The following is a 25,627-nucleotide window of genomic DNA, read 5'->3' as shown; positions in this document are numbered from 1 at the left end:
AGCTGAGGAAGAAGCAGAACGTCAGCGCCAAGCAGAAGAACAAGCTAAGCTGGAAGCTCAAGATATCGTCGCGTTACGCGATGAGGTTCTGAGTGAGCAAGAAGAGCCGAAACAAACAGAGCAAGAAAAACCTAAAAAGGAAGGTTTTTTTGCTCGATTAAAGAAAGGGCTACTGAAAACACGTCAAAATTTAGGCTCAGGTTTTCTTGGGTTATTTACTGGCAAGAAAATTGATGATGATCTTTTTGATGAATTAGAAGAACAATTATTGATTGCCGATGTGGGTGTTGATACAACACGTAAAATTATTGATAACCTGACCGCTCACGCAAGCCGTAAAGAGCTAAAAGATGCAGAGGCGCTATACAGTAAATTGCGTGAAGAAATGTCTGATATTTTAGCGGGAGTGGATAAACCGCTAGTCATTGAAGACAAGAAACCCTATGTTATTCTTATGGTTGGGGTCAATGGTGTTGGTAAAACGACCACGATTGGTAAATTAGCTCGCCAATATCAATCTGAAGGTAAAACCGTCATGTTAGCGGCAGGGGATACTTTCCGCGCGGCGGCTGTTGAGCAATTACAAGTTTGGGGGGAACGTAACCGTATCCCTGTTGTTGCGCAACATACTGGCGCCGATCCTGCATCAGTCATTTTTGATGCAATCCAATCAGCTAAAGCTAAAGGCGTGGATGTTCTGATTGCAGATACTGCTGGGCGTTTACAAAACAAAGCACATCTGATGGAAGAATTGAAAAAAATTGTCCGAGTGATGAAAAAACTGGATGAAGAAGCGCCACATGAAATTATGCTAACACTAGATGCAAGTACTGGACAAAATGCTGTCAGTCAGGCAAAACTTTTTAATGATGCTGTAGGTCTGACAGGTATCACATTGACTAAACTCGATGGCACAGCAAAAGGTGGTGTGATCTTCTCCATTGCTGATCAATTCGGTATTCCTATTCGTTATATCGGGATTGGTGAGGGTATTGAAGACTTACGTCCATTTAAAGCCGATGACTTTATCGAGGCTCTATTTGCCCGAGAGGAATAATTTTCGATGATTCGCTTTGAACACGTCAGTAAAGCTTATCGAGGTGGCCGGCAGGCTCTCCAAGGGGTAGATTTTCATCTACAACTAGGGGAAATGGCTTTTCTTACTGGTCACTCAGGAGCTGGTAAAAGTACGCTACTGAAGCTTATTTGTGGTATTGAGCGCCCGAGTGCTGGGCATATATTGTTTAATGGCCATGATATTAGTCGTTTGAAAAATCGGGAGATCCCTTTTTTGCGTCGGCAAATTGGGATGATTTTTCAAGATCATCATCTGTTATTTGATAGAACGGTGTACGACAATGTTGCAATGCCATTGATCATTTCGGGCGCAAGTTCCGAAGATATTCGCAGACGAGTTTCAGCAGCATTGGACAAAGTGGGTCTACTTGATAAAGCGAAAAATTTTCCAATTCAGTTGTCGGGTGGTGAGCAGCAGCGAGTTGGGATTGCGCGTGCTGTCGTAAACAAACCAACCATGTTACTTGCGGATGAGCCAACGGGGAACCTTGATGGTGAACTATCAGAGGGGATCATGCGGTTATTTGAAGAATTCAACCGTGTTGGAGTAACGGTTCTCATGGCAACCCATGATGTTGCTTTGATTGAGAGGCGTAATTACCGTGTACTGACTCTGAGTGAAGGGAGAATGATCGGAGGTCAACATGGCTAAACACGTTCGCAAATCTAAGTCTGAACGCCCTATGCAATCAAAAAGTAAGGCATTGAAAGGTGGGTGGCGTGAACAATGGCGCTATGCTTGGTTGAATACATTGGCGGATATGTTAAGACAGCCGTTAGCAACCTTTTTAACGGTGATGGTCATTGCGATTTCTCTGACCTTACCAAGCCTTTGTTATATTGTCTGGAAAAATGTGGCTCAAGCAGCTGCTCAATGGTATCCAACACCACAATTAACTGTTTACCTTGATAAATCACTGGATGAACAAGGTGGGCAAAATGTGGTAACTCAGTTGCAAGCGCTTGATGGGGTAGAGCACGTAAACTACTTATCTCGCGACCAAGCGATGAGTGAGTTCCGTAGTTGGTCTGGTTTTAGTACCGCCTTAGACATGCTAGAGGAAAACCCATTACCTGCTGTGGCAATTATTACGCCAAAATTGGATTTTCAAAGTTCTGAAGTGTTAACAACACTGCGTGATCGAGTAAGCCAAGTTAATGGCATTGAAGAAGTTCGTATGGACGATAGCTGGTTCTCTCGGCTGGCGGCATTAACACAACTTGTCGGGCAAGTCGCTTCGGTGATTGGTATTCTAATGATCATTTCACTATTCCTTGTTATTGGTAATAGTGTGCGTTTGAATATTTTTGCGCGTCGAGACACCATCAATGTGATGAAGCTCATCGGTGCGACAGATGGCTTTATTATGCGGCCATTTTTACACGGTGGCTTGTTAATGGGGGCACTGGGCGCGGTAGTATCGCTGATTATGTCAGCGCTACTGGTGTGGAAGTTATCCGATGTTGTAGCACAAGTTGCGAGTGTTTTTGGTACGCAATTTCATATAGAAGGCTTGCTATGGGAGGAATCTTTATTAGTGATCCTTATGTCAGCCATGATTGGTTGGGTGGCAGCTTGGCTAGCGACAGTCCAGCACTTACGTCATTTTACGCCTGAATAATCCTTTTTATCGGCATAGTTTATCGCTATGCCGATAAAAATGGCACAGCTTGGGAACTTTTGAAGTCTTGATTTGTCTGATATTAACCTGTCGCTATCGCACAAGTAGAATTTATTTAACTCAGTAAAACTGGTAAACTACGGTTTTCTAATCTTATATATCGCATCAAATTAATCTCTTTTCTTTATTTTTCAAAGAGGATCTGAATGACCAAAGACATGCAATCATTAGCACTTGTTCCGCAGGGAAGTATTGAAGCTTATATGCGGGCTGCCAATGCTTATCCTATGCTCACCGCTGAGGAAGAAAAGGAACTTGCTGAACGGCTGCATTACCATGGTGATCTGGATGCGGCAAAGCAACTGATCTTATCGCACTTACGTTTTGTGATACATGTTGCTCGTAGCTACGCAGGTTACGGTTTACCGCAAGCAGATTTAATTCAGGAAGGGAATATCGGCCTGATGAAAGCAGTGCGTCGGTTTAACCCTGAAATTGGTGTTCGCCTAGTTTCCTTTGCGGTCCATTGGATCAAAGCTGAAATTCATGAATACGTGTTGCGCAATTGGCGTATCGTTAAGATCGCGACAACAAAATCGCAGCGTAAGTTATTTTTTAACTTGAGAAAAAATAAAAAGCGTCTCGGTTGGTTTAATCAAGATGAAGTTGATATGGTGGCTAAAGAGCTGGGCGTGAGTACCAAGGATGTACGTGAAATGGAATCACGCATGGCGGCTCAAGATATGGCCTTTGATATGTCTGATGATGATGATAGCGGTGATTTAGGGCAACCTATTGCACCCGTACTGTTCTTACAAGATAAATCATCTGATTTTGCAGGCTCTATCGAAGAGGACAATTGGGAAAGTCACGCAACAGATCGGTTAGCCGACGCATTAGATTCATTAGATGAGCGTAGCCAAGATATTATTCGTGCTCGTTGGCTAGATGATGATAATAAGACAACATTACAGGAATTAGCCGATAAATATGGCGTTTCTGCCGAACGAGTCCGTCAGCTCGAAAAAAATGCCATGAAAAAATTGCGTGCCGCAATGGAAGAAGGCGAAGAAGAGAGTTATTAAAATCGATTTCCTTCCTGATTCACTGTTACTGCATTTATTGTCGCCGCCACGCGCGGGGCAATAAATGCAGAATACGCAGTATCATTCACTGTATAATTCTAAGGGGAGTCCATCCGGATCGGCAAAAAAAGTAAACCTTTTTTGTGTGTAGGGATCGATTCGTGGTGCTTCACAATTAACATTATGCTGCTTTAAATATTCAATCCATCCGTCAAGATCGTCCACACTAAACGCCAAATGCCTCAAACCACAAGCTTCAGGGTAACTTGGTCTAGCTGGTGGCGTAGGAAAACTAAATAATTCAATTTGGTATTGGTTGCCGAGCGCTAAATCTGCTTTCCATGAATCAGACTCTGCTCGATAATGCTCTTCTAATAAGGTTAATCCAAGAATTTTGCAGTAAAAATGTTTACTGGCAGCATAATTGGAGGCAATGATGGCAACATGGTGAATCCGCTTTAATTTCATAGTATTAAACTCGTTTTTCCCATCGATGACTTTCTTGCGTTGGTGTGAAGCGACAAGCTAATAAAAATTGCTCCATCACGATTTTATCCGCATCTAAAACCCCCTCTAAGCTGAAATACCAATGAGTTATTTGAGGCTCTTGTCGGCATATTTCGTCGAGTAAATAGAGCCCTACGCCACGGCGACGAGTGACCTCGCGCACTAAAAAATCGTAGATAGTACCTTTGTGTTGTTCTCGATGAATTTTGGCTGCGGCTAATAGGCGATCATTAAAGCGGGCCGCATAGATTTTTTGCTCTGATTGGCATTGATGAGCAAGTTGGTCTGGCTTCTGGTCAGGCCAGATTTTGTACAGGTCAAGATATTGTTGCTCAGTAGGATTGACCAAAGGAATGATTGTTAATTTCATAATTTTTCTATCTATATTAGTGAGACACCAAGCTGTAACTCATTGATTATTGCTGCTGTATGTAATCACATAGCCATGTTTGTCATTAAGGATATGCTTAATGGCTACCAAGCTGCAACTCGCATTATTTAGAGTATGCCCTTTGCTTATTTTTCATTCATACTCATCGACAGAGTGATCTGTAACCGATTTTTTGATTTTAGAGATGAAGATTTTGTCTTGGTTGATCTTCCGAGTTTAGCTCGGATTAATTTAAATTTAACTAGAATATAACACTGGCATTTACCAAAAACCCACGTAATAACATTAGATTTTTATTCTGCTGATTATGTAATTACCTGCCATATACATTTGCTATTTAGCATATTTATCTTGTTTAATGTCATGAAATATATAGCCTTATTGGCTATGTTTTTAAATATTAGGCATTCGATAATGCCAATCATAATAATTGACTATAAATCAAACACAAACATGCAGAACCACAGAAGATGGGGACGACAGAATGAAAAAAATGAATAAAATGTTACTGGCAGGATCGATTGCGATGGTGTTTAGCCAGCCGATATGGGCTAAAGAGGTGAAGATCGCAGTTGTTGGTGCTATGTCTGGCCCTGTTGCCCAATATGGCGACATGGAGTTCACTGGTGCTCGCCAAGCAGTCGCTGATATTAATGCAAAAGGTGGGATCAACGGCGATACTTTAGTTGCAGTTGAATATGATGATGCTTGTGACCCAAAACAAGCTGTCGCTGTTGCTAACAAAGTGATCAATGATGGGATTCGTTATGTTATTGGTCATCTCTGCTCTTCTTCAACACAACCTGCATCCGATATTTATGAGGATGAAGGGATTATCATGATCACGCCGGCTGCAACCAATGCTGATCTAACCACGCGTGGTTATCAAATGATCATGCGTACAACAGGTCTAGATTCAGACCAAGGCCCTACCGCAGCGAAATATATTGTCGATGAGATCAAACCAAAACGTATCGCTGTTGTTCATGACAAACAGCAGTACGGTGAAGGTTTGGCGCGCTCTGTCCGTGAAAATCTAAACAAAGCGGGCGTTAAAGAAGTGATGTTTGAAGGGATCACCGCGGGCGATAAGGACTTTTCTGCACTGGTAGCCAAACTGAAAAAAGAGAATGTGGATTTTGTCTATTTTGGTGGCTACTACCCAGAAATGGGGCAAATTTTACGTCAAGCGAAGCAATCGGGTTTGAATATTCGCTTTATGGGGCCAGAAGGAGTAGGTAACTCATCACTTTCAAATATTGCTGGGGAAGCTTCAGAGGGGATGTTAGTAACATTGCCTAAACGCTATGATCAAGTCCCAACTAACAAACCTATTGTGGATGCGATTAAAGCGAAAAAAGAAGATCCAACCGGTCCGTTCGTTTGGACTACGTATGCGGCAATTCAAGGCTTGACGACAGCAATGGAGCGTACAGGGAGCCGAGAGCCAGAAGATTTGGTTAAGGATCTAAAAGCAAATCCAGTCGACACAGTGATGGGGTCATTGACTTGGCAGCCTAATGGAGACCTGAAAGGTTTTGAATTTGGCGTATTTGAATGGCATGCGGATGGTACATCCACTGCAGTGAAGTAATTTCACTATTCAGGCGCTGAACCGGGAGTTGGCTTACCAACTTCCGGCTCCTGCCCTGTTTAGGGATGGTAGTATTAAAGGATAGTCCTATGTCAGATCAAATTCTTTATTTTATCCAACAACTCCTCAATGGCTTAACCTTGGGCAGTACCTATGCATTGATAGCGATTGGCTACACAATGGTTTATGGCATTATTGGTATGATCAACTTTGCTCATGGTGAAGTTTACATGATTGGTAGCTATGTCTCCTTCATTGTCATCGCTGGGCTAATGATGCTAGGTATTGATGTTGGTTGGATCCTTATTGCTGCGGCATTCGTGGCTGCGATTGTTGTTTCAAGCTCCTATGGTTGGAGTATTGAACGCGTCGCATACCGGCCTGTTCGCCATTCAAAAAGGTTGATTGCACTTATCTCTGCAATTGGAATGTCAATTTTCCTACAAAACTATGTCAGCTTGTCACAGGGATCACGTGATCTGGCATTACCGAGTTTGATCACAGGTCAGTGGGTATTAGGCGAAAGCGATGGCTTTGAAGCGAGCATTACAAAAATGCAGCTGACCATTTGGGTGGTTACCTTACTTGCTATGTTGGCATTGACCCTATTTATCCGCTATTCCCGTATGGGAAGGGCGTGTCGTGCCTGTGCTGAAGATTTAAAAATGGCAAGTTTATTAGGCATTAACACAGACCGAGTGATTTCATTAACTTTCGTGATTGGTGCCACAATGGCAGCGGTAGCGGGAGTACTACTTGGGCAGTTTTATGGGGTCATAAACCCTTATATCGGTTTTATGGCTGGAATGAAAGCCTTTACCGCAGCCGTACTGGGGGGAATTGGTAGTATTCCTGGCGCTATGCTAGGAGGCATCATTCTCGGTGTTGCGGAAGCAATGACATCGGCTTATTTAAGCACGGAATATAAAGACGTTGTGTCATTTGGTTTATTAATTGGTGTATTGCTGATCATGCCAACCGGCATTCTGGGGCGCCCGGAGGTCGAGAAAGTATGAGAAAAGAAAATTGGATTAATGCCATTGTCGCGTCTGTGATGTTCTTTATTCTCTCTGTCTTTATGATGGGTCTGCAATTGACACTTGATGGCACGAAACTGGTTGTTTCAAGTGGTGATTCGGTACGCTGGAATTGGATTTTTGCAGGGATTGCAGTGATCTTTATTTTTCAGCTAATATGCCCTTCATTGGTGAGAGTGTGGCAAGGTGTTCCGAAACAATCGTGGTCTATACCTGATTTTGATGGCTCGACAGCGAGGCAAAAGATCCTTGCATTAGTTATTGTTATTGCTGCAATTATTTGGCCTTTTGTTGTTTCTCGAGGTAGCGTCGATATTGCGACATTAACCTTAATTTATGTGATGTTAGGTCTTGGTTTAAATGTGGTTGTCGGGCTATCAGGCTTACTGGTTTTGGGGTATGCAGGGTTTTATGCAATAGGTGCTTATACTTTTGCATTATTAAACCATTACTACGGGTTTGGCTTCTGGGAAAGCCTACCTATTGCTGGGTTAACAGCGGCCTTAGCTGGGTTTTTATTGGGGTTCCCTGTATTGCGGCTAAGAGGCGATTATTTGGCGATTGTCACCTTAGGTTTCGGTGAGATTGTGCGTATTTTATTGCTCAATAACACAGAAATCACGGGAGGACCAAACGGGATTAGCCAGTTGCCTAAGCCAACGTTGTTTGGTTTAGAGTTTAGCCGCACAGCAAAAGAGGGTTGGGATACTTTCCATAATTTCTTTGGCCTTGATTACAACGCAGGCGATAGGATTATTTTCCTCTATTTTGTGGCTCTGCTGCTGGTGCTATTAACGCTGTTTGTGATCAATCGATTATTACGTATGCCTTTAGGACGGGCTTGGGAAGCATTACGGGAAGATGAAATCGCCTGTCGCTCTTTAGGTTTATCACCGACAAAGATCAAGTTAACCGCCTTCACGATCAGTGCTGCCTTTGCTGGGTTTGCGGGAACGCTTTTTGCGGCTCGCCAAGGCTTTATCAGCCCTGAATCATTCACTTTCGTTGAGTCTGCTTTTGTACTAGCCATTGTCGTGCTCGGAGGGATGGGCTCACAAACATCGGTGATATTAGCGGCGATTATACTGGTTGTCTCAAGAGAAATGATGCGTGATTTGAATGCTTACAGTATGTTGCTATTAGGGGCATTGATGGTGCTGATGATGATTTGGCGTCCACAAGGGCTATTACCAATGAAACGTCGCCAAATGAAGCTAAAAAATAGCGAGCAAGTCGCCAGTGAGGGGGAAAAAGTATGACTCCTCTATTACAAGTCAACGGTCTAACCATGCGTTTTGGTGGGCTATTAGCGGTAAATAACGTTGAGCTGAGCTTAAATCAAGGTGAAATCGTTTCCTTGATTGGGCCAAATGGTGCAGGAAAAACGACAATTTTTAACTGCTTAACCGGGTTTTATAAGCCAACTGGCGGCTCAATTCTATACCGAGAAAAGCATTTGGAAGGCTTATCGGGTCAGGCGATCGCTCGGCTTGGGGTGATCCGAACTTTTCAGCATGTACGCTTATTCAAAGAAATGACCGTGATTGAGAATCTGTTAGTTGCTCAACATCAACATTTGAAAAGTGGTATTTTCTCCGGGTTACTGAAAACGCCAGCCTTTCGACGAGCGGAATCAGAAGCGATCGACAATGCAGTAAAGTGGCTTGAAAGGGTCGATTTATTGCAATTTGCTAACCGTCAAGCTGGTAACTTAGCGTATGGTCAACAGCGTCGGTTAGAGATAGCTCGCTGTATGGTGACACGGCCTGAAATTCTTATGTTAGATGAACCCGCGGCCGGCCTAAACCCGAAAGAAACTGATGACCTTGATGAGTTAATTGCTGAGTTACGCTCTCATCACCAAGTATCTATCTTATTGATTGAACATGATATGAAACTAGTGATGGGAATTTCAGATCGCATTTATGTGGTGAACCAAGGCACGCCTTTGGCGAATGGAACACCTGATCAAATTCGTCAGCACCCTGATGTGATCAAAGCTTACTTGGGGGAGGCTTATTGATGTTAGAATTTAAACAAGTTTCTGCCCATTACGGAAAAATTCAAGCATTACATCAAGTGAGCCTGAATATTCAAAAAGGGGAGATCGTCACATTAATCGGTGCTAATGGTGCGGGTAAAACGACGCTACTGAGCACATTATGCGGTGACCCGCGAGCCTCAGAAGGGCAAATTCTCTACCGTGATGTCGATATTACTCAGTTGCCGACCGCGAAAATTATGCGTGAAGATATTGCATTAGTACCCGAAGGTCGCCGCGTTTTTTCACGAATGACCGTCGAAGAGAATTTAGCGATGGGGGGCTTTTTTGCTAATCGCCAACAATATCAAGAGCGCATAGAGCGCGTTTATACGCTGTTCCCGCGTTTGCATGAGCGCCGTAGTCAACGCTCTGGCACCATGTCTGGTGGTGAGCAGCAAATGTTAGCGATTGGTCGTGCACTGATGAGTCAACCTGAGTTGTTGCTACTTGATGAACCATCATTAGGTCTAGCGCCAATCATTATCATGCAAATCTTTGATACCATTTTGCAACTGCGCGAAGCGGGAATGACTATTTTCCTTGTGGAGCAAAATGCCAATCAGGCATTAAAACTGGCTGATCGCGGCTATGTTCTTGAGAATGGGCGTATTGTATTGGAAGATAGTGGTAAAGCGTTACTCGCTAATGAAGCAGTACGTAATGCCTACTTAGGCGGCTAAACAATCCCCCTTCATATCCTCTATTGGATACTGAAGGGGCTTAATAGTTTAAGGTATTTTTATTAATGTCGGATTGGTTTCGAGTTCAATCTTTATGGTGAGCTTATCTAGATTATCAAATTTTAACGTATGATCTTTATTCACGTTGAAACAAGTTGCTCTCTTTATCTCAATAATAGACCCGGAAATTAATCGTTGAGGCTCAATTTGTTCAAGTTGATAACGGCAATGGGATGTTATTAAATATCCATTTTCCGTTATTTCGATTTGGACTGTTCCTTTATTCTCTCTTTGAGAGATATTGATTTTATCACGGTTTTGATTTGTGTTATATATATCGATATAAGCGTTTAAAATATGCTTTTGGTTCGCAATGTTACATAGATGACTAATGTGCTCAGGTGGTAATTTTTTAAAAGCATAATAAATGTCATTTATTGAATCTAATACAATTGACGAGCCATTCTCTGATTTGAAAATAATCTTCATTGCACCTATATCACGGGATATCTGCTCAAGGCATGAAATCTTATCTTCTGATTTTATTGTTATTTTTGAATTTTCATCCTCTATAATTTCATCTCCTTTACCCCACCGCCTTATCTGATAGTTTAATGCAGCAATCAATTCATTTTGTGTCATCAGAATATCTGTTTTACCTTGATTTTCCTCATTGAAATAAGAGGAGATCTCTTTGTTAAATTCAATAGTAACTTTTTGGTTATCTAATGATAATGACTTTAAACTTAACTTTGTATCGGGTTTATTTGCTATATTCTCTGGTAGGTGAAAATATTGATTAATAAAATCAATGGCAGACTCTTCATCCGTGATTTTAGGTTGCCAATGTGTATTTTCAGCTTGGTTTATTTTTGAAGTTTTAACAGGAAAAGAGTGATCACTATTTTTTACTTTAGCTATTTTTGATTCATGAGTGTGATCGTTATTGAGCCAAGAAGTAAGGCTATAAAATGGATTTTGAATCTTCATAAGTTATCACCAATAAAATTTATTTGCGATAACTTACAATAGGTTTGATGCGAAAGATTGCAATAATCGAGCATCCTATCGCTCATAGTGGGCTTTTCATGACTAGTTTATGTGAAGCGTCTCGCATTTCAGCTATTTACTTGTTTCTGCATATTAAATTAGTTGTCTATACATCTTCCTTCGAATAAACAGCAAGCTATCACTCATTGTATAGCTCATCACCTCCCTAGCTATCTAATCTTTGTGCAAAAATTCAAATTTAAATGTATATACTTTGTGAATTAAATGTATATATATTTAAAGGCAACAAGATAAATGATTTGATAAAAATGATAGAAAATTAGTGCTGAGATAACTTCAACTGATTGAATATCAATAAGTTGAAGGAGGTTTGAAATCAATAAATCTATCAGTGAAAAAATAATGACTAATGATAAATATCATTGATTGTTACAAAAAAGTTACATGAAAAGGATAAATAGGGGATACACCGATGCTAAACCGTACTGACTCTACACGCGTTATCCGCTCCCCACGTGGCAGCGAAAAAACTTGCAAAAGCTGGCTGACAGAAGCCGTGTATCGCATGATCCAAAATAACTTAGATCCGGATGTTGCTGAGCATCCGCAAAGTCTAGTGGTGTATGGCGGAATTGGACGTGCTGCTCGTGATTGGGAATGTTATGACAAGATTTTAGAAGTATTGAAAACGCTTGAAGATGATCAAACGTTATTAGTGCAATCAGGCAAGCCTGTTGGTGTTTTCCCGACTCACCCTGATGCCCCCCGCGTATTAATTGCTAACTCAAATATCGTCCCTCATTGGGCGAATTGGGAACATTTCAATGAGCTAGATAAAAAAGGCCTAATGATGTATGGCCAAATGACGGCTGGCTCTTGGATCTATATTGGTTCACAAGGCATCGTACAAGGGACCTATGAGACTTTTGTATCTTTAGCTAAGCAACATTTTAATGGTGATCCAGCCGGACGTTGGATCCTAACGGGAGGACTCGGTGGAATGGGGGGCGCACAACCTCTTGCTGCGACCATGGCCGGCTTCAGTATGATTGCTGTTGAATGTGATGAAAGCCGCATTGATTTTCGTTTAAGAACACGTTATGTCGATAAAAAGGCCACTTCATTAGATGAAGCGCTGCACTATATTGAGGAAGCGAAACAGAGCGGTAAGCCAGTTTCAGTTGGCTTATTAGGTAATGCTGCCGATGTTTACAGCGAATTGGTAAAACGTAACATTACTCCAGACTCAGTAACCGACCAAACGAGCGCACACGACCCCGTTCATGGCTACTTACCTCAAGGTTGGACATTGGCGCAATGGCGTGAAAAACAACAGACTGCTGCCGATGAAGTGACTAAAGCTGCGAAGAAGAGTATGGCAGTACAGGTTGACGCTATGCTGACTATGCAAAAACGTGGCTCAGCAGCCTTTGACTATGGTAATAATATTCGTCAAATGGCGAAAGATGAAGGTGTGAGTAATGCCTTTAATTTCCCTGGCTTCGTTCCTGCCTATATTCGCCCTCTATTTTGTGAAGGAATTGGCCCATTCCGTTGGGTGGCATTATCGGGTGATCCAGAGGATATCTATAAAACAGATCAAAAAGTAAAAGAGCTGATCCCAGACGATAAACACTTGCATAACTGGCTGGATATGGCCCGTGAACGCATCGCATTCCAAGGGCTGCCTGCTCGTATTTGTTGGGTTGGCTTAAAAGATCGTGAAAGATTGGGTCGAGCATTTAATGAAATGGTGAAAAATGGCGAGTTAAAAGGGCCTATTGTGATCGGTCGTGATCACTTAGATTCAGGCTCTGTAGCAAGCCCACATCGTGAAACCGAGTCGATGAAAGATGGCTCTGATGCAGTCTCTGATTGGCCTTTACTCAATGCGCTATTGAACACCGCGGGAGGAGCGACATGGGTGAGTTTACATCACGGTGGTGGTGTCGGAATGGGCTTTTCACAACACGCGGGTGTCGTGATTGTCTGTGATGGCACTGATGCCGCGGATAAACGTCTAGCACGAGTTTTACATAATGACCCAGCAACAGGGGTGATGCGCCATGCTGATGCGGGTTATGACATCGCAATACATTGTGCAAAACAGCAAGGTCTGAATTTGCCGATGGTCAAGTAGCACCTTTGGCCTGCCTCAGATTAGGGGCGGCCTTATTTAGAAGGGGATCAGTATGAATACGATGTCAAAGCCAAAAAGAGTAGGGCCATTATCAGGGATCAAAGTTATTGATCTAAGTCGCGTACTTGCCGGTCCTTATTGCACAGGCATGATGGCCGATTTAGGGGCTGAGGTGATCAAAATTGAGGTGCCTGATCATGGTGATGATAGCCGCCATTTGGGGCCATTTATTGATGGTGAGAGCGTTTATTACGGGCTGATTAATCGAGGCAAACGCAGTATTGAGTTAGATCTAAAATCAGAGACTGACCGCGAAATTCTTTATCAGTTAGTCAAAGAGAGTGATGTCGTCGTTGAGAATTTTCGACCGGGGGTAACCGCGAGGTTAGGCATTGATTTTGACAGCCTAAAACAGCACAACCCAAAATTGATTTACGCCAGTATTTCCGGATTTGGGCAAGATAGCCCACTGGCTAATTACCCCGCTTATGACATTGTGGCACAAGCGATGTCAGGGTTAATGAGTGTGACAGGCTTTCCGCAAACAGGCCCAACCCGTAGTGGAGAATCGATAGGTGATGTTTGCGCTGGCATATTCGCTGCTTGGGCGATCAGTAGTGCACTATTTGCACGGGAAGCTCACCAAGAAAAAGCACAATATATTGATGTTGCTATGGTTGATGTGTTGCTAAGTATGCAACTAACAGGGTTATCTAACCTATTTGCAAATGGTACAGCACCCAGCTTAGTGGGTAATCGACACCCTGTATCCACACCGTTTGATACTTATCAGGCACAGGATGGTTTAGTGGTTATTGCTATCGCCAGTGAAAAGTTATTTCAGCGTTTTTGTGAGTGTATGGGGAAACCTGAATTACGCAATGACCCTCGTTATAAAGACGATCCTACAAGAACGCTTTATCAGGCTGAACTTCGAAAAGAAATCGAACGTTGGACATCACAAAAAACGGTCGAAGAAGTTTGTGATTTGCTGCTAAACGCTGGGGTTCCTGCTTCGCCAATCCATGATTTGCAGCAGGCAACTCAGAGCGAACATGCAAAGGTACGTGCTGTTCTTACTCATCTTGATGATGGGGGAACACCATTAGTGTCTCAACCTGTTTTCTTTAATGGGTACAAACCTCATGTGACGCAAAGGGCACCTAGCTTAGGTGAAGCGAATGCTGTTTATAAATCGGCAAATCTCACAATAAAAAATGCGGAGACAATACAATGAGCTTTCAAATTGATGAAACAGAACAAGCAATTGTAGATGCTGTTGAAAAGGTTTGCCGGGATATTCTGCAAGCAAATGCGCAGCGTTACGATGAAACAGAAACCTTTTGTGCAGAAAGCCTAGCAGCACTGGGTGAAATGGGCTGCTGGGGGATCAACTTACCGGAACAATACGGCGGTTTTGGCATTGGCAGTATAGCAATGAGTATGATCGTGGAAGCAGTGGCAGCGGCTTGTGCATCAACATCATCGGCTTTAACGGCACACTTTCTCGCAACAGACTCAATTTTGATTGGGGGAACGGAGGAGCAAAAACAGTATTGGTTACCGAAAGCGGCAAGCGGTGAAATGCTAGGGGCGTTTGGCCTAACAGAGCCAGCGGCGGGATCAAACCCTGCTGACATGCGTACTATCGCGACCCGTGAAAATGGTGGTTGGCGAATTCGTGGCAATAAACACTACATTACCAATGCCAAAGAAGCTGATTTTATCGTGTTATACGCCAAAACGAATCCAGAAGCCGGCGCTCGTGGCATTAGTGCATTTATGATCCCAAAGGGCACTGAAGGCGTCGAGTTTTCTTCACCTGAGAAAACGATGGGGCTACGAGGGAGCACAATCTATGAACTAGCTCTGAATTGTTGGCTGCCTGAGTCGGCGCTATTAGGTGAAGAAAATAAAGGTTTCCATACCGCAATGGAAGTGTTGGATAAAGGTCGCGTGGAAGTTGCGGCGACTTCATTAGGTATTGCTCGTGCTGCCATGGAATGTGCCTTAAATTGGGTGAAAGAGCGCCAAATCGGTAAAAAGCCATTAGCGGCTTACCAAGGAACACAATGGCGACTTGCAGATATGCATACTCAATTAGAAGCCGCGCGTATGTTGACATGGCGTGCTGCGGAGTGTCGAGATTCAGGCGAACGTTTTAGCTTGCAATCGGCAACAGCAAAATTATTTGCCGCGGAGTGTGCTGGTTTTGTTACCGATGCAGCATTACAGCTTCATGGTGGTTATGGCTATATTCGGGATCTACCTTTAGAACGCTATGTACGTGATGCAAGAATTTTACGTATTTTTGAAGGTACTTCAGAAATCCAAAAAATCATTATCTCACGTGCGGTTTTAGATGCTGTTTAATGTGAGATAGGGAAATGCGAGTGGGCAGACAGGGTCCACTCGTAATGAGTAAAAACTGCAATAGGATGAACGACCTGATAACAGGATCATGGAATTAAAAACACAACAACAACCGGGTTTAAGAATGTATTTCAATTTTTAATGGCGGGTAGTTTATAAAACAACAATAACATCCGTCTTAACGTCTCATGGCTGTATCCTACGACAACCATTGCGACAAATTGGTCCATTCTTTAAGCCAAGCCTTGCTTAAAGAGGAGTTACCATGACAGTTTCAAACGACATAATCGCAGATAAAAAACATCGGCAGGATAATGTTCCTTTAATCGAAGCACGCTCTATTGACTATATCCCTGAATCAGAACGGCATGGCACATTATCAAGTCAATTTACTCTCTGGTTTGGGGCAAACTTACAGATTACCGCTATCGTGACTGGGGCACTCGCTGTCGTGTTAGGTGGCGATGTATTTTGGTCATTAATTGGTTTGTTTATCGGGCAACTACTTGGTGGTGCAGTGATGGCACTGCATGCTGTTCAAGGGCCAAAGCTAGGGTTACCACAGATGATCTCAAGCCGTGTTCAGTTTGGTGTCTATGGCGCGGTGATCCCGATCCTTCTAGTGTGCATGATGTATGTTGGCTTTTCAGCGAGTGGCACAGTATTAGCGGGTCAGGCCGTTGGGCAATTGCTCAATGTTAGTGATTGGGTCGGTATCTTGATCTTCGGTGCTGTGATCATCGCGATTACGATCTGTGGCTATCGTATCATCCATATGCTAGGTAAAGCGGCCAGTGTGATCGGTGTAGTTGCATTCTTTTATCTATTTTTCCGCTTGTTTTATATGAATGACGTTTCGGTCTTATTAGAAAACCGTCATTTCACGTGGACCAATTTCTTACTTGCAATGTCACTCTCAGCATCATGGCAAATTGCATTTGGCCCTTATGTTGCCGATTACTCTCGTTATCTACCTACCAAAACGCCGACAATCAAAGCGTTCTTAGCAGTAGGTTCGGGAACGGTGATTGGCACTCAAGCATCTATGATCCTAGGCGTCTTCGCTGCTGCTTTAGCCGGTAACGCATTCGCAGGTCATGAAGTGGCTTATATTGTTGGTCTGGGTAGCACAGGGCTTATTGCCGCGCTGCTCTATATCAGCATTTTCTTTGGTAAGGTGACGATCACTGCACTAAACGCGTACGGTAGCTTTATGTCGATGGCAGCCATCTTCTGTGGTTTCCGTGGCAAGCAGCAAATTTCTCGCAGGCAAAGGCTGTTTTTCATCATATTGATGGTCAGCTTCTCAACGGCTCTGGGCTTAGCTGGGCAACATTCATTCCTAAAACTATTTTCAGCTTTCCTACTGTTCTTACTGGCATTTTTTACCCCATGGAGCGCAATCAACCTTGTTGACTACTACTGGGTAACGAAAGGTCGTTATGACGTGCCTCAGCTATCGAACCCGAATGGTCGTTATGGGCGCTGGAATAAAGTTGGCATCATCACTTATGTGATTGGCGTTATGATTCAATTGCCTTTCATTGCGACAGGTTTTTACACCGGACCATTAGTAGAGAAGCTGGGAGGCGTTGATATCTCATGGATTGTGGGCCTCGTTGCCACCAGTATTATCTACTATGCTGCGATTAAAATATGGCCAATGTCCGTTGCAGATAGGCTAATACTGCCGTCGTCAAATGAAATACTGGACAGCAAATCAGCTAATTAACAAATCACGTTAAAACAAAAATAAGAGGGGATGATAGCAGTGAATATTCACTGCTAAGGCTCCCCTCAGCCTGAAAAACACTTTCTGGCAGAGAGTAATTAGGAGTAATTATGAAAATTTTAGTGGCTGTTAAAAGAGTTATTGACCACAACGTCAAAGTACGAGTAAAAGCGGATGGTTCAGGCGTCGAATTAACGAATGTCAAAATGGCAATCAACCCGTTTGATGAAATTGCCGTTGAAGAAGCGGTGCGCCTAAAAGAAGCTGGAAAAGCGGATGAAGTGGTTGTTGTATCAATCGGTGATGCTCACTCACAGGAAACGTTGCGTAGCGCGATGGCGATGGGTGCCGACAGAGCCATTTTGGTTCAGAAGCCGAGTGATTTAGTGTTAGAGCCACTGGATATTGCTCGCTTATTGCAGCAGGTGGTGGTTTCAGAGCAGGCGGACTTAATTTTGCTTGGTAAACAGGCTATTGATAATGACTGCAACCAAACAGGGCAAATGTTGGCTGCACTTCTTAAGTGTGGGCAAGCGACGTTTGCTTCCTTGATTGAAATTGATGGTACATCACTGCAAGTCACTCGTGAAATTGATGGTGGATTAGAAACATTAACATTAGCGTTACCAGCGGTAGTGACAACCGATTTACGTTTAAATGAACCTCGCTATGCAACCCTCCCTAATATCATGAAAGCAAAGAAAAAACCGCTTGAAGTGCGCGATATTTCAGCGCTGGATTTTACGCCATTAGGGCAAGTAAAAACATTGATGGTTACGGAGCCGAAAAAACGTACAGGACAATGCACATTATTTAATGATGTCAAAGCATTAGTCAGTGAACTGCAAGCTAAAGAAGTTATCTAATCGGGGAGAGCGCCATGAGCCAATTATCAGTATTAGTTGTGGTAGAACATGACAACCAAACTATTAAATCGTCAACATACCATAGCGTGACAGCGGCTAAACAGATCCTTGCAGGCCAAGGGCAATTGCATCTACTCGTTGCTGGTAGCCAATGCGCTAGGGTTGCAGAGCAGGCGGCTAGCATTGCAGGGGTCGAAAAAGTGATCCTTATCGACCATGTAGAGCTTACTCATCAACTCGCAGAAACTGTGACTGACTCAGTGGTTTCGATAGCTAAACATTACAGTCATTTAGTTTTTCCCGCGACCACTTACGGTAAAAATGTTGCTCCACGTGTAGCGGCAACGCTAGGTGTTGCACAGATTTCCGATATTACTGACGTTATTGATGCACAAATCTTTGTGCGTCCTATTTATGCGGGCAACGCATTAGCCACAGTACAAAATAATGGGAACCAAGTGGTGTTAACAATTCGTAGCTCTGCTTTTTCTGCTACGACGGAAACTCAGCCGGCGGCTGCCATCGAAGATTATTGTGCAAACAGTTTTAACCCATTATCTCAACTGAAAAGCCAATCTTTAACCCAAATGAGCCGTGCTGAGCTTAGTTCGGCAAAAGTGGTGATATCGGGGGGAAGAGGGCTAAGTTCTGGTGAAAACTTTGCTTTACTTGAAACCATTGCCGACAAATTAGGGGCTGCGGTTGGGGCATCAAGGGCTGCTGTTGATGCAGGTTATGTGCCGAATGATTATCAGGTTGGACAAACAGGTAAGATTGTTGCCCCCGATCTCTATATTGCCGTTGGAATTTCTGGGGCGATCCAACATATTGCTGGCATGAAAGAGAGCAAGGTGATCGTCGCAATCAATCAAGATCCAGAAGCTCCTATTTTCCAAGTTGCGGACTACGGCATTGTTGGTGATCTGTTTGAGATCTTACCTGAATTAGATAAAGCATTAGCCTAATTAGGGGGAAATATGACTATCGACAATAGTGTCAATATCAATGAGGCTCCAGAGCGCGAATCGATGGAATTTGATGTCCTGATTGTCGGTGGTGGACCTGCGGGACTATCTGCGGCAATCCGCTTAAAGCAACTTGCCTTAGAAAAAAACAGTGAATTATCTGTCTGTCTGATCGATAAAGGTGCTGAAATTGGAGCGCATATTCTATCGGGTGCCGTGATCGACCCCCGTGCCCTTGATGAGCTACTACCCGACTGGCAGCACTTTGTCTCCAGTGACTTAACGGCAGTCACTGAAGATCGCTTTTTGCTCCTAAAAGAGCATAAAGCGAACCGGTTACCACTTGCTCTGTTACCAACCAGTTTAAAAAATGAAGGAAATGTAATTGGTAGTCTAGGGCGGGTATGTTCCGCCTTAGCATCACAAGCCGAACAGCTCGGGGTCGACGTATTTGCGGGCTTTGCGGCAACAGAAGTTATATACAGCGAGTCAGGCTCAGTGATAGGGGTGACGACGGGGGATATGGGGCTTGATAAATCAGGTAATCCGACCTCAATGTATCAACCGGGCATGAATTTATTAGCAAAAATGACGTTTTTTGCAGAAGGGTGCCGTGGGCAATTAGGGAAGCAACTTATTGAACATTTTGACTTATCAGCTGGCCGTGGAAAGCAAACCTATGGTCTTGGATTAAAGGAAATTTGGCAAATACCTAAAGAGCAGCATCAAGCCGGTTTGGTCGTTCATTCAATTGGTTGGCCTTTAGATAATAATACTTATGGTGGCGGCTTCGCTTATCATTATGGTGAAAATCTGGTTGCTGTTGGTTTAGTGGTAGGGCTGAACTACGAAAATCCTTATTTATCACCGTTTGATGAATTCCAATGTCTCAAAACTCACCCAGCGTTTAGCGCTTTTTTACAAGGTGGCGAACGAGTGAGTTATGGGGCTAGAACCTTGGTTGCTGGAGGACTTTCCGCATTACCAGAACTGAGCTTTCCTGGAGGAGCATTGATTGGTGATGATGCAGGCTTTTTGAATGCGGCTCGGATCAAAGGTAGTCACTGTGCAGTGAAAAGCGGTGCACTTGCGGCAGAAGCCCTGTTCGAATCAATGCGCGATCAATCTATCGATTATGCGGAATTTAAAACACAATATCGTCAAAAATTTGCACAGAGTTGGCTCTATCGTGAGTTATACCAAACTCGTAATTTCAAACCCTATATGAAAAAAGGTTTGTACTTAGGGTCGTTATTATTTGGTGCAGAACAGCTGCTTTTAAAGGGGCGTACACCGTGGACGTTAAAGCTAAAGCAAGCAGACCATGAAAGTTTGCAAGAGGCTAAAAACTTTCAACCGATTGAATACCCCAAGCCGGATGGCATTTTGACTTTTGATAAGCCTTCGTCGGTATTTCTATCAAACACTAATCATGAAGAAGAACAGCCGTGCCACTTAAAATTACAGGATAGTCAAATACCTATTAGCGTTAATTTATCTCGATATGCGGCACCAGAGACCCGTTATTGCCCCGCGGGGGTCTATGAAATAGTGAGTGAAAAAGAACAACCAAAGTTACAAATCAATGCGCAAAACTGTTTGCATTGTAAGGCGTGCGATATCAAAGACCCAACACAAAATATCTGTTGGACAGCACCACAAGGGGGAGAAGGGCCAATTTATCAAGGGATGTAACTGGTTTTGTTGTGATGTATTCCCGCCAATAGAAGCGCGGGTGTGGTTGTGCTTTATTTTATCAGTCGCTTTGGGGCATTTTGTGAATTTGCCCCATTTTTTTGTTTATGTGTTATGGGGTATCAATGCGTGAATGTAACTTTAATTTGTAACGAGAGCCTGCTGTTATCATATTGACATAACTAATTAAAATAGAGCCTGTCCAGGTACGGCGGCTAAGTTGTAAGCAGGGGGAACCTTCTTTAATAGAGAGGGATTGGGCAATGGCCTTAGTCGCTAAAGCGGCTTCGATGGTATGCTCCATTTCACTAACGGGAAAATGCCGCTGCAAGTATCCACTTGGTGTTTCTGTATCGCCAAAGTGTTGTTTGACGAAATCAGGAACGATAGCGTGATTGACATAACGCTCCTCAAGCATCAAAGGAATGTCATTTTCAAAATGGAGTACCTTGCAATAGCCGATATCACTTCCTTCCATCACTCCAAGTTGTAACGCAATTTCAGGCGAAGCAGTAATAATTTTAAGTTGTAATTGATGACCGCTATATTTATTACCGCTTAATGATATTTCATCAAAAATATCAAAAGCTTTGGTTACAGGCAGCTCATGCTTTTGGGTCGCAACAAAGGTGCCTTTCCCAGCAATACGATTCAGAATACCTTTTTGGCTTAGCTCAGAAATGGCTTTATTCACCGTCATGCGGCTGACATTAAATTGGGCGCAAAGCTCTAGCTCTGTGGGTATTTGAGTTTCAGGTTTGAAGATACCTAAATCAATACTACGCAGAATATAAGATTGAATTTGCTTGTATGCTGGTTGTGAAGTCATCGTGATTATTTTATTAATAATAAGGTGTTAGAAGAATCTGTTAATCTTCAGTTGTTACCATACCTAATCGGCGGTTTGCCCAAGTTTACCAGCAAACCTGCATCATTGTGACAAAAAAGTGCATTAAAGTACCGTAATGCTATTCAAAATAAGAAACACTGTAATTACCTGAATTTTATTAGTAAAGTCTAATTGTTATTAGGTGCATAATACGCCCTGACTATGATAGTGAAATATTAATAAATAAGATAGGCTCTACGTATGGGGGGCAGTACTTTTATGCCACTTTATCCGAGTATGATTATCGGTATGTTACCCCAAAAGTAGGGTTCGATTGATAGCATCTGATTTAGTATTCTTTTTTACTCTTGAAAGTTATTAAAAATAGCAATATTTTTTGAAAAAACTTTAAAAGTGGCAATAAATTGGTGAGTTGTACGGAAAGCAAATCGATCGAATTGATTGGTTGAGTTGGCTATTCCATCAACCAAAAGGCCGTTTAAAGCTTATGGCGTGAGTAATGCAGGGAACAAACACACTATTTTTCAGACTCAATAATAGGTGAACTTGGTGTTTTATTAAGGGGGAAGTTTGCCAAAACATAAAAAATAATGAATAACGTATCGCAAACTTTATTAAGTGACATAAGGTATTTTTATTGATTTCATTTGACTTAAATCTATTTTAACTTAAGTAAGATGTTACTTTAATTTAATAAAATAAACTTAAATCTTAACAAGCTATAATAAAATTTCCTTGTTAATGTTTTTATTAAATTGTTATAAAATTCAGTGTGTTGCTTTTATTTTTACGGGTTTTGGATTTCAATAAATAATGTGATGAGCGTCATGTTGTTGTCGATAAATTATTCAATATTGTGATGCGTGTATAATATAATGACAACAGAGATTAAAATAACCAAATAGTTGTTATATATCTAAGCTCGACGGTAGTACTAATCCCTTAATTGAGGAGGCATAGTATGTTATCATTACATAAGCTAGTAATATCGAGGAGTTTCTTCTATATGAAGAAATGGTTCAATATTGATATTCCTTTAGCCTTCTTTTTTCCTCATCGATAATTCCAATGTTTTCTCTTAATTAATCGTTATCTTATTACTCATAATAAGTACGAATTTCTATTTTTATTATTTAATGAAAATTAAAGGTATTATCATGGCTAAAAGAATCGTAGAACCGTTCCGTATTAAAATGGTAGAAAATATTCGTATCCCATCTAGGGAAGAGCGAGAAGCTGCATTAAAAGAAGCTGGCTACAATCCATTCTTATTACCGAGTAGTGCTGTTTATATTGATTTATTAACCGATTCCGGTACTAACGCAATGAGTGATCAGCAGTGGGCCGCGATGATCACAGGGGATGAAGCGTATGCAGGGTCTCGTAACTATTATGATTTAAAAAATAAAGTTAAAGAGATGTTTGGCTACGATTACACTATTCCTGCTCACCAAGGGCGTGGTGCAGAAAATATGTTGTTCCCCGTATTATTGAAAGCTAAACAACAGGAGGGAGGGGCTAAGAATCCAGTCTTTATTTCTAATTTCCATTTTGATACAACAGCCGCACATGTTGAATTAAATGGGTGTAAAGCGATTAATATTGTCACCGAAAAGGCTTACGATTCGGAAACATATGATGACTGGAAAGGTAATTTTGATATTCAGAAGTTAAAAGATAATATTGCTAAATATGGGGCTGAAAACGTTGTCGCGATTGTTTCTACCGTCACTTGTAATAGTGCTGGTGGTCAGCCCGTTTCTATGGCGAATTTAAAAGAAGTCTATGAAATCGCTAAGCAGCATAATATCTTTGTTGTCATGGATTCCGCTCGTTTTTGTGAAAATGCCTATTTTATTAAAGAGCGTGATCCAAAATATAAAGATGCCACAATCAAAGAAGTTATTTTTGACATGTACAAATATGCTGATGCATTAACCATGTCTGCGAAGAAAGACCCGCTATTAAATATTGGTGGCTTAGTTGCTATTAAAGATGATGAAAATATTTTCACCTTAGCAAGGCAACGCTGTGTTCCAATGGAGGGGTTTGTCACTTATGGCGGTTTAGCCGGACGCGATATAGCGGCGATGGTACAAGGGCTTGAAGAAGGAACTAGGGAGGATTATCTACATTATCGTATTGGTCAAGTGAGATACTTAGGTGATCGCTTACGTGAAGGGGGGATCCCTATTCAGTACCCTACAGGGGGACATGCGGTATTTGTTGATTGTAAAAAGTTAGTTCCACAAATACCGAGCGAGCAATTTCCAGCCCAAGCAGTGATTAATGCACTTTATCTTGAGTCCGGTGTTCGTGCTGTTGAAATTGGTTCATTTTTACTTGGTCGTGACCCTGAAACAGGGAAACAGAAACATGCTGATATGGAGTTCATGCGACTCACTATAGCAAGGCGTGTTTATACCAACGACCATATGGACTATATCGCAGATGCCTTGATTGGCCTTAAAGATAGATTTGCAACGTTAAAAGGGCTGGATTTTGAATATGAGCCGCCCGTATTAAGGCATTTTACCGCTAGATTAAAACCTATTAAATAATAGTCAATACTTCAGGTTCCCGTGCAATGCGGGAACTTTACCCTTATTTTTAAGGTGAATAACCATGAATAATTCGTCAGAGAAGAAGGAACCCTCCATATTGGTAGGGGGCTTTGTGCTCGGTGGCGCTATGATAGGGGCGGGCATGTTTAGCTTACCCACAATTATGGCAGGAGCATGGTTTATAAATTCAGTCATTGTTCTATTCGTTGTTTGTTTTTTTATGTTTCATTCAGGGATATATATTCTCGAATGTATTTCTAAATATGGAGCAGGAACAAATTACTTTTTTATATCAAAAGAACTATTACCTAAATGGGCTTGTTATATTGCAAATGCAGCATTGATTTTTGTCCTCTATATTTTAATCTATGCGTATATATCTGCTGCTGGATCTGTAATTAAAGAATCAGCCTCCATTTATGGCTTCGATATTAATTTAAGAATTATATTTATTATTTTTACGTTAATATTAGGTGCAACTATTTGGTGGAGTGGTATTGGAGCTAGCCGTTTAACATCAATATTCTTATTGATAAAAATAGTATTATTTGTCTTAGCTTTCTCAGGTCTTTTCTTTGTAGTAAAAACGGATTTACTTTTAAAACTTCCAACAGGAGATACACAAACCTCTCTTTTACCGTTTGTCTTTATTATCATTCCTTATGCAATCACTTCTTTTGGCTACCATGGTAATGTGTGTAGTTTATATAAGCTGTACCATGAAAATGAAAGAAAAGTGGTAAAAAGCTGTGTCATCGGTTGTATTCTTGCCCTTGTTCTCTATTTCCTATGGGTATTAGGAACGATGGGAAATTTACCTAGAACAGAGTTTTTAACCATCATCAATAAAGGTGGCAATCTTGATGCTTTTATTGAGTCACTTTACGCAGTTCTGAATAGCAAGCATATTGCGACATTTTTATTGTGGTTTTCAATCAGCGCCGTATTTTGCTCATTCTTAGGGGTAGCAATCGGTTTATTTGACTACATCTTAGCATCGTTGAATTTCCAAGATAACAGCTCTGGACGTATGAAATCTGCACTACTTTGCTTCTTACCTCCATTAATACTCTGCATGTTATTCCCTAATGGGTTTTTAGTTGCAATTGCCTATGCCGGTATGGCGGCCTGTATTTGGGCGATTATTTGTCCTGCGGTGATGGCACTTAAAGCGAGAGAGCGTTTTCCTGAATCAACGTTTAAAGTATGGGGAGGGAAGGGGTTAATATATGCAGTCATTGTGTTTGGGGTTGTAGGGATTATTTGCCAGCTACTTGCTCAGTTTAATTTGCTACCAATATATCGTTAATTGTTTAGTCTCCTTTTAAGCTAACTGTCAAAGGCACAGCAATTTTGCTGTGCCTTTTTACTATGGCTTTAACCATAATAAAAAC

Annotated in this window: 22 protein-coding genes; 18 read left to right on the top strand and 4 right to left on the bottom strand. The window is 42.0% G+C overall.

The window, feature by feature from the left end:
• The 4 genes from ftsY to rpoH form a co-directional block, all read left to right on the top strand.
• On the top strand, positions 1 to 1,057 hold a 1,057-nt coding region (gene ftsY / locus PR675_RS19235), incomplete at its 5' end, for a signal recognition particle-docking protein FtsY (RefSeq protein ID WP_272582899.1).
• A gap of 6 nt (positions 1,058 to 1,063) precedes the next feature.
• Positions 1,064 to 1,729 (top strand): cell division ATP-binding protein FtsE, encoded by a 666-nt coding sequence (ftsE, locus tag PR675_RS19230; protein WP_272582898.1) that lies wholly within the window; start codon positions 1,064 to 1,066, stop codon positions 1,727 to 1,729.
• A complete protein-coding gene (ftsX, locus tag PR675_RS19225; protein WP_004925722.1) occupies positions 1,722 to 2,699 on the top strand; it encodes a permease-like cell division protein FtsX in 978 nt (325 codons plus the stop codon). The genes ftsE and ftsX overlap by 8 nt, the downstream gene beginning before the upstream one ends.
• Positions 2,700 to 2,905: 206 nt before the next feature.
• The gene (gene rpoH / locus PR675_RS19220; protein ID WP_004925718.1) at positions 2,906 to 3,784 is read left to right on the top strand and encodes an RNA polymerase sigma factor RpoH; all 879 of its coding nucleotides are present in this window, start codon (positions 2,906 to 2,908) and stop codon (positions 3,782 to 3,784) included.
• A gap of 81 nt (positions 3,785 to 3,865) precedes the next feature.
• Here the strand turns inward: rpoH and PR675_RS19215 are convergent, their stop codons facing one another.
• On the bottom strand, positions 3,866 to 4,252 hold the full coding sequence (locus PR675_RS19215; RefSeq protein ID WP_060560746.1) for a VOC family protein: 387 nt from the start codon (positions 4,250 to 4,252) through the stop codon (positions 3,866 to 3,868).
• A 4-nt stretch (positions 4,253 to 4,256) separates the two neighbouring features.
• Complete coding sequence (gene panM, locus PR675_RS19210) at positions 4,257 to 4,661, bottom strand: aspartate 1-decarboxylase autocleavage activator PanM (RefSeq protein WP_014657531.1); 405 nt, start codon at positions 4,659 to 4,661, stop codon at positions 4,257 to 4,259.
• 505 nt (positions 4,662 to 5,166) lie between these two features.
• Here panM and PR675_RS19205 point away from each other — a divergent pair.
• From PR675_RS19205 to livF, 5 genes are all read left to right on the top strand, one after another.
• Positions 5,167 to 6,276, top strand: a complete 1,110-nt coding sequence (locus PR675_RS19205) for a branched-chain amino acid ABC transporter substrate-binding protein (protein WP_004925706.1) — start codon at positions 5,167 to 5,169, stop codon at positions 6,274 to 6,276.
• Between the two features lie 89 nt (positions 6,277 to 6,365).
• Positions 6,366 to 7,292 (top strand): high-affinity branched-chain amino acid ABC transporter permease LivH, encoded by a 927-nt coding sequence (gene livH / locus PR675_RS19200; RefSeq protein ID WP_014657532.1) that lies wholly within the window; start codon positions 6,366 to 6,368, stop codon positions 7,290 to 7,292.
• Complete coding sequence (locus tag PR675_RS19195) at positions 7,289 to 8,572, top strand: high-affinity branched-chain amino acid ABC transporter permease LivM (protein ID WP_060560745.1); 1,284 nt, start codon at positions 7,289 to 7,291, stop codon at positions 8,570 to 8,572. The genes livH and PR675_RS19195 overlap by 4 nt, the downstream gene beginning before the upstream one ends.
• The gene (livG, locus tag PR675_RS19190) at positions 8,569 to 9,336 is read left to right on the top strand and encodes a high-affinity branched-chain amino acid ABC transporter ATP-binding protein LivG (protein WP_004925696.1); all 768 of its coding nucleotides are present in this window, start codon (positions 8,569 to 8,571) and stop codon (positions 9,334 to 9,336) included. Before PR675_RS19195 ends, livG begins: the two co-directional genes overlap by 4 nt.
• Positions 9,336 to 10,037, top strand: coding sequence for a high-affinity branched-chain amino acid ABC transporter ATP-binding protein LivF (livF, locus tag PR675_RS19185; RefSeq protein WP_060560744.1), 702 nt, complete (start codon positions 9,336 to 9,338; stop codon positions 10,035 to 10,037). Before livG ends, livF begins: the two co-directional genes overlap by 1 nt.
• Before the next feature lie 48 nt (positions 10,038 to 10,085).
• Here the strand turns inward: livF and PR675_RS19180 are convergent, their stop codons facing one another.
• On the bottom strand, positions 10,086 to 11,027 hold the full coding sequence (locus PR675_RS19180) for a hypothetical protein (protein ID WP_060560743.1): 942 nt from the start codon (positions 11,025 to 11,027) through the stop codon (positions 10,086 to 10,088).
• A 493-nt stretch (positions 11,028 to 11,520) separates the two neighbouring features.
• Between PR675_RS19180 and hutU the strand changes: the two genes are divergently transcribed.
• The 7 genes from hutU to PR675_RS19145 all read left to right on the top strand — a co-directional run bounded on the left by hutU (position 11,521) and on the right by PR675_RS19145 (position 20,819).
• Entirely contained in the window at positions 11,521 to 13,188 is a 1,668-nt protein-coding gene (gene hutU, locus PR675_RS19175) for a urocanate hydratase (protein ID WP_060560742.1), read from the top strand.
• Positions 13,189 to 13,240: 52 nt separating this feature from the next.
• A complete protein-coding gene (locus PR675_RS19170) occupies positions 13,241 to 14,425 on the top strand; it encodes a CaiB/BaiF CoA transferase family protein (protein ID WP_004925680.1) in 1,185 nt (394 codons plus the stop codon).
• Positions 14,422 to 15,561, top strand: a complete 1,140-nt coding sequence (locus PR675_RS19165) for an acyl-CoA dehydrogenase family protein (protein ID WP_004925677.1) — start codon at positions 14,422 to 14,424, stop codon at positions 15,559 to 15,561. The genes PR675_RS19170 and PR675_RS19165 overlap by 4 nt, the downstream gene beginning before the upstream one ends.
• A gap of 265 nt (positions 15,562 to 15,826) precedes the next feature.
• On the top strand, positions 15,827 to 17,293 hold the full coding sequence (locus PR675_RS19160) for a purine-cytosine permease family protein (RefSeq protein WP_004925674.1): 1,467 nt from the start codon (positions 15,827 to 15,829) through the stop codon (positions 17,291 to 17,293).
• A 110-nt stretch (positions 17,294 to 17,403) separates the two neighbouring features.
• Positions 17,404 to 18,159: an electron transfer flavoprotein subunit beta/FixA family protein gene (locus PR675_RS19155; RefSeq protein ID WP_060560741.1), complete on the top strand. Its 756-nt coding sequence runs from the start codon at positions 17,404 to 17,406 to the stop codon at positions 18,157 to 18,159.
• A 14-nt stretch (positions 18,160 to 18,173) separates the two neighbouring features.
• Positions 18,174 to 19,124 carry an electron transfer flavoprotein subunit alpha/FixB family protein gene (locus tag PR675_RS19150; RefSeq protein ID WP_060560740.1) on the top strand — a complete coding sequence of 317 codons (951 nt, stop codon included), beginning with the start codon at positions 18,174 to 18,176 and terminating at the stop codon, positions 19,122 to 19,124.
• Between the two features lie 12 nt (positions 19,125 to 19,136).
• Complete coding sequence (locus PR675_RS19145) at positions 19,137 to 20,819, top strand: electron transfer flavoprotein-ubiquinone oxidoreductase (RefSeq protein ID WP_060560739.1); 1,683 nt, start codon at positions 19,137 to 19,139, stop codon at positions 20,817 to 20,819.
• Between the two features lie 112 nt (positions 20,820 to 20,931).
• On the opposite strand, the gene PR675_RS19140 is transcribed toward PR675_RS19145, so the two are convergent.
• Positions 20,932 to 21,648 carry a UTRA domain-containing protein gene (locus PR675_RS19140; RefSeq protein ID WP_004925662.1) on the bottom strand — a complete coding sequence of 239 codons (717 nt, stop codon included), beginning with the start codon at positions 21,646 to 21,648 and terminating at the stop codon, positions 20,932 to 20,934.
• Positions 21,649 to 22,826: 1,178 nt separating this feature from the next.
• On the opposite strand from PR675_RS19140, the gene PR675_RS19135 reads away from it, so the two are divergent.
• Both PR675_RS19135 and PR675_RS19130 read left to right on the top strand, forming a co-directional pair.
• Entirely contained in the window at positions 22,827 to 24,230 is a 1,404-nt protein-coding gene (locus PR675_RS19135) for a tryptophanase (protein WP_014657544.1), read from the top strand.
• A gap of 64 nt (positions 24,231 to 24,294) precedes the next feature.
• Complete coding sequence (locus PR675_RS19130) at positions 24,295 to 25,542, top strand: aromatic amino acid transporter (protein ID WP_036943041.1); 1,248 nt, start codon at positions 24,295 to 24,297, stop codon at positions 25,540 to 25,542.
• Positions 25,543 to 25,627 lie beyond the last annotated feature (85 nt).

The organism is Providencia sp. PROV261 (assembly GCF_028477945.1).
GTDB lineage: Bacteria > Pseudomonadota > Gammaproteobacteria > Enterobacterales > Enterobacteriaceae > Providencia > Providencia stuartii.
This window is presented reverse-complemented; position numbering and strand designations above follow the sequence as displayed.

Excerpts from the sequence above, each read along its gene's own strand:
- ftsE (WP_272582898.1), top strand. The coding sequence starts at position 1,064 with ATGATTCGCTTTGAACACGTCAGTAAAGCTTATCGAGGTGGCCGGCAG.
- ftsX (WP_004925722.1), top strand. The coding sequence starts at position 1,722 with ATGGCTAAACACGTTCGCAAATCTAAGTCTGAACGCCCTATGCAATCA.
- rpoH (WP_004925718.1), top strand. The coding sequence starts at position 2,906 with ATGACCAAAGACATGCAATCATTAGCACTTGTTCCGCAGGGAAGTATT.
- PR675_RS19215 (WP_060560746.1), bottom strand. The coding sequence starts at position 4,252 with ATGAAATTAAAGCGGATTCACCATGTTGCCATCATTGCCTCCAATTAT.
- panM (WP_014657531.1), bottom strand. The coding sequence starts at position 4,661 with ATGAAATTAACAATCATTCCTTTGGTCAATCCTACTGAGCAACAATAT.
- PR675_RS19205 (WP_004925706.1), top strand. The coding sequence starts at position 5,167 with ATGAAAAAAATGAATAAAATGTTACTGGCAGGATCGATTGCGATGGTG.
- livH (WP_014657532.1), top strand. The coding sequence starts at position 6,366 with ATGTCAGATCAAATTCTTTATTTTATCCAACAACTCCTCAATGGCTTA.
- PR675_RS19195 (WP_060560745.1), top strand. The coding sequence starts at position 7,289 with ATGAGAAAAGAAAATTGGATTAATGCCATTGTCGCGTCTGTGATGTTC.
- livG (WP_004925696.1), top strand. The coding sequence starts at position 8,569 with ATGACTCCTCTATTACAAGTCAACGGTCTAACCATGCGTTTTGGTGGG.
- livF (WP_060560744.1), top strand. The coding sequence starts at position 9,336 with ATGTTAGAATTTAAACAAGTTTCTGCCCATTACGGAAAAATTCAAGCA.
- PR675_RS19180 (WP_060560743.1), bottom strand. The coding sequence starts at position 11,027 with ATGAAGATTCAAAATCCATTTTATAGCCTTACTTCTTGGCTCAATAAC.
- hutU (WP_060560742.1), top strand. The coding sequence starts at position 11,521 with ATGCTAAACCGTACTGACTCTACACGCGTTATCCGCTCCCCACGTGGC.
- PR675_RS19170 (WP_004925680.1), top strand. The coding sequence starts at position 13,241 with ATGAATACGATGTCAAAGCCAAAAAGAGTAGGGCCATTATCAGGGATC.
- PR675_RS19165 (WP_004925677.1), top strand. The coding sequence starts at position 14,422 with ATGAGCTTTCAAATTGATGAAACAGAACAAGCAATTGTAGATGCTGTT.
- PR675_RS19160 (WP_004925674.1), top strand. The coding sequence starts at position 15,827 with ATGACAGTTTCAAACGACATAATCGCAGATAAAAAACATCGGCAGGAT.
- PR675_RS19155 (WP_060560741.1), top strand. The coding sequence starts at position 17,404 with ATGAAAATTTTAGTGGCTGTTAAAAGAGTTATTGACCACAACGTCAAA.
- PR675_RS19150 (WP_060560740.1), top strand. The coding sequence starts at position 18,174 with ATGAGCCAATTATCAGTATTAGTTGTGGTAGAACATGACAACCAAACT.
- PR675_RS19145 (WP_060560739.1), top strand. The coding sequence starts at position 19,137 with ATGACTATCGACAATAGTGTCAATATCAATGAGGCTCCAGAGCGCGAA.
- PR675_RS19140 (WP_004925662.1), bottom strand. The coding sequence starts at position 21,648 with ATGACTTCACAACCAGCATACAAGCAAATTCAATCTTATATTCTGCGT.
- PR675_RS19135 (WP_014657544.1), top strand. The coding sequence starts at position 22,827 with ATGGCTAAAAGAATCGTAGAACCGTTCCGTATTAAAATGGTAGAAAAT.
- PR675_RS19130 (WP_036943041.1), top strand. The coding sequence starts at position 24,295 with ATGAATAATTCGTCAGAGAAGAAGGAACCCTCCATATTGGTAGGGGGC.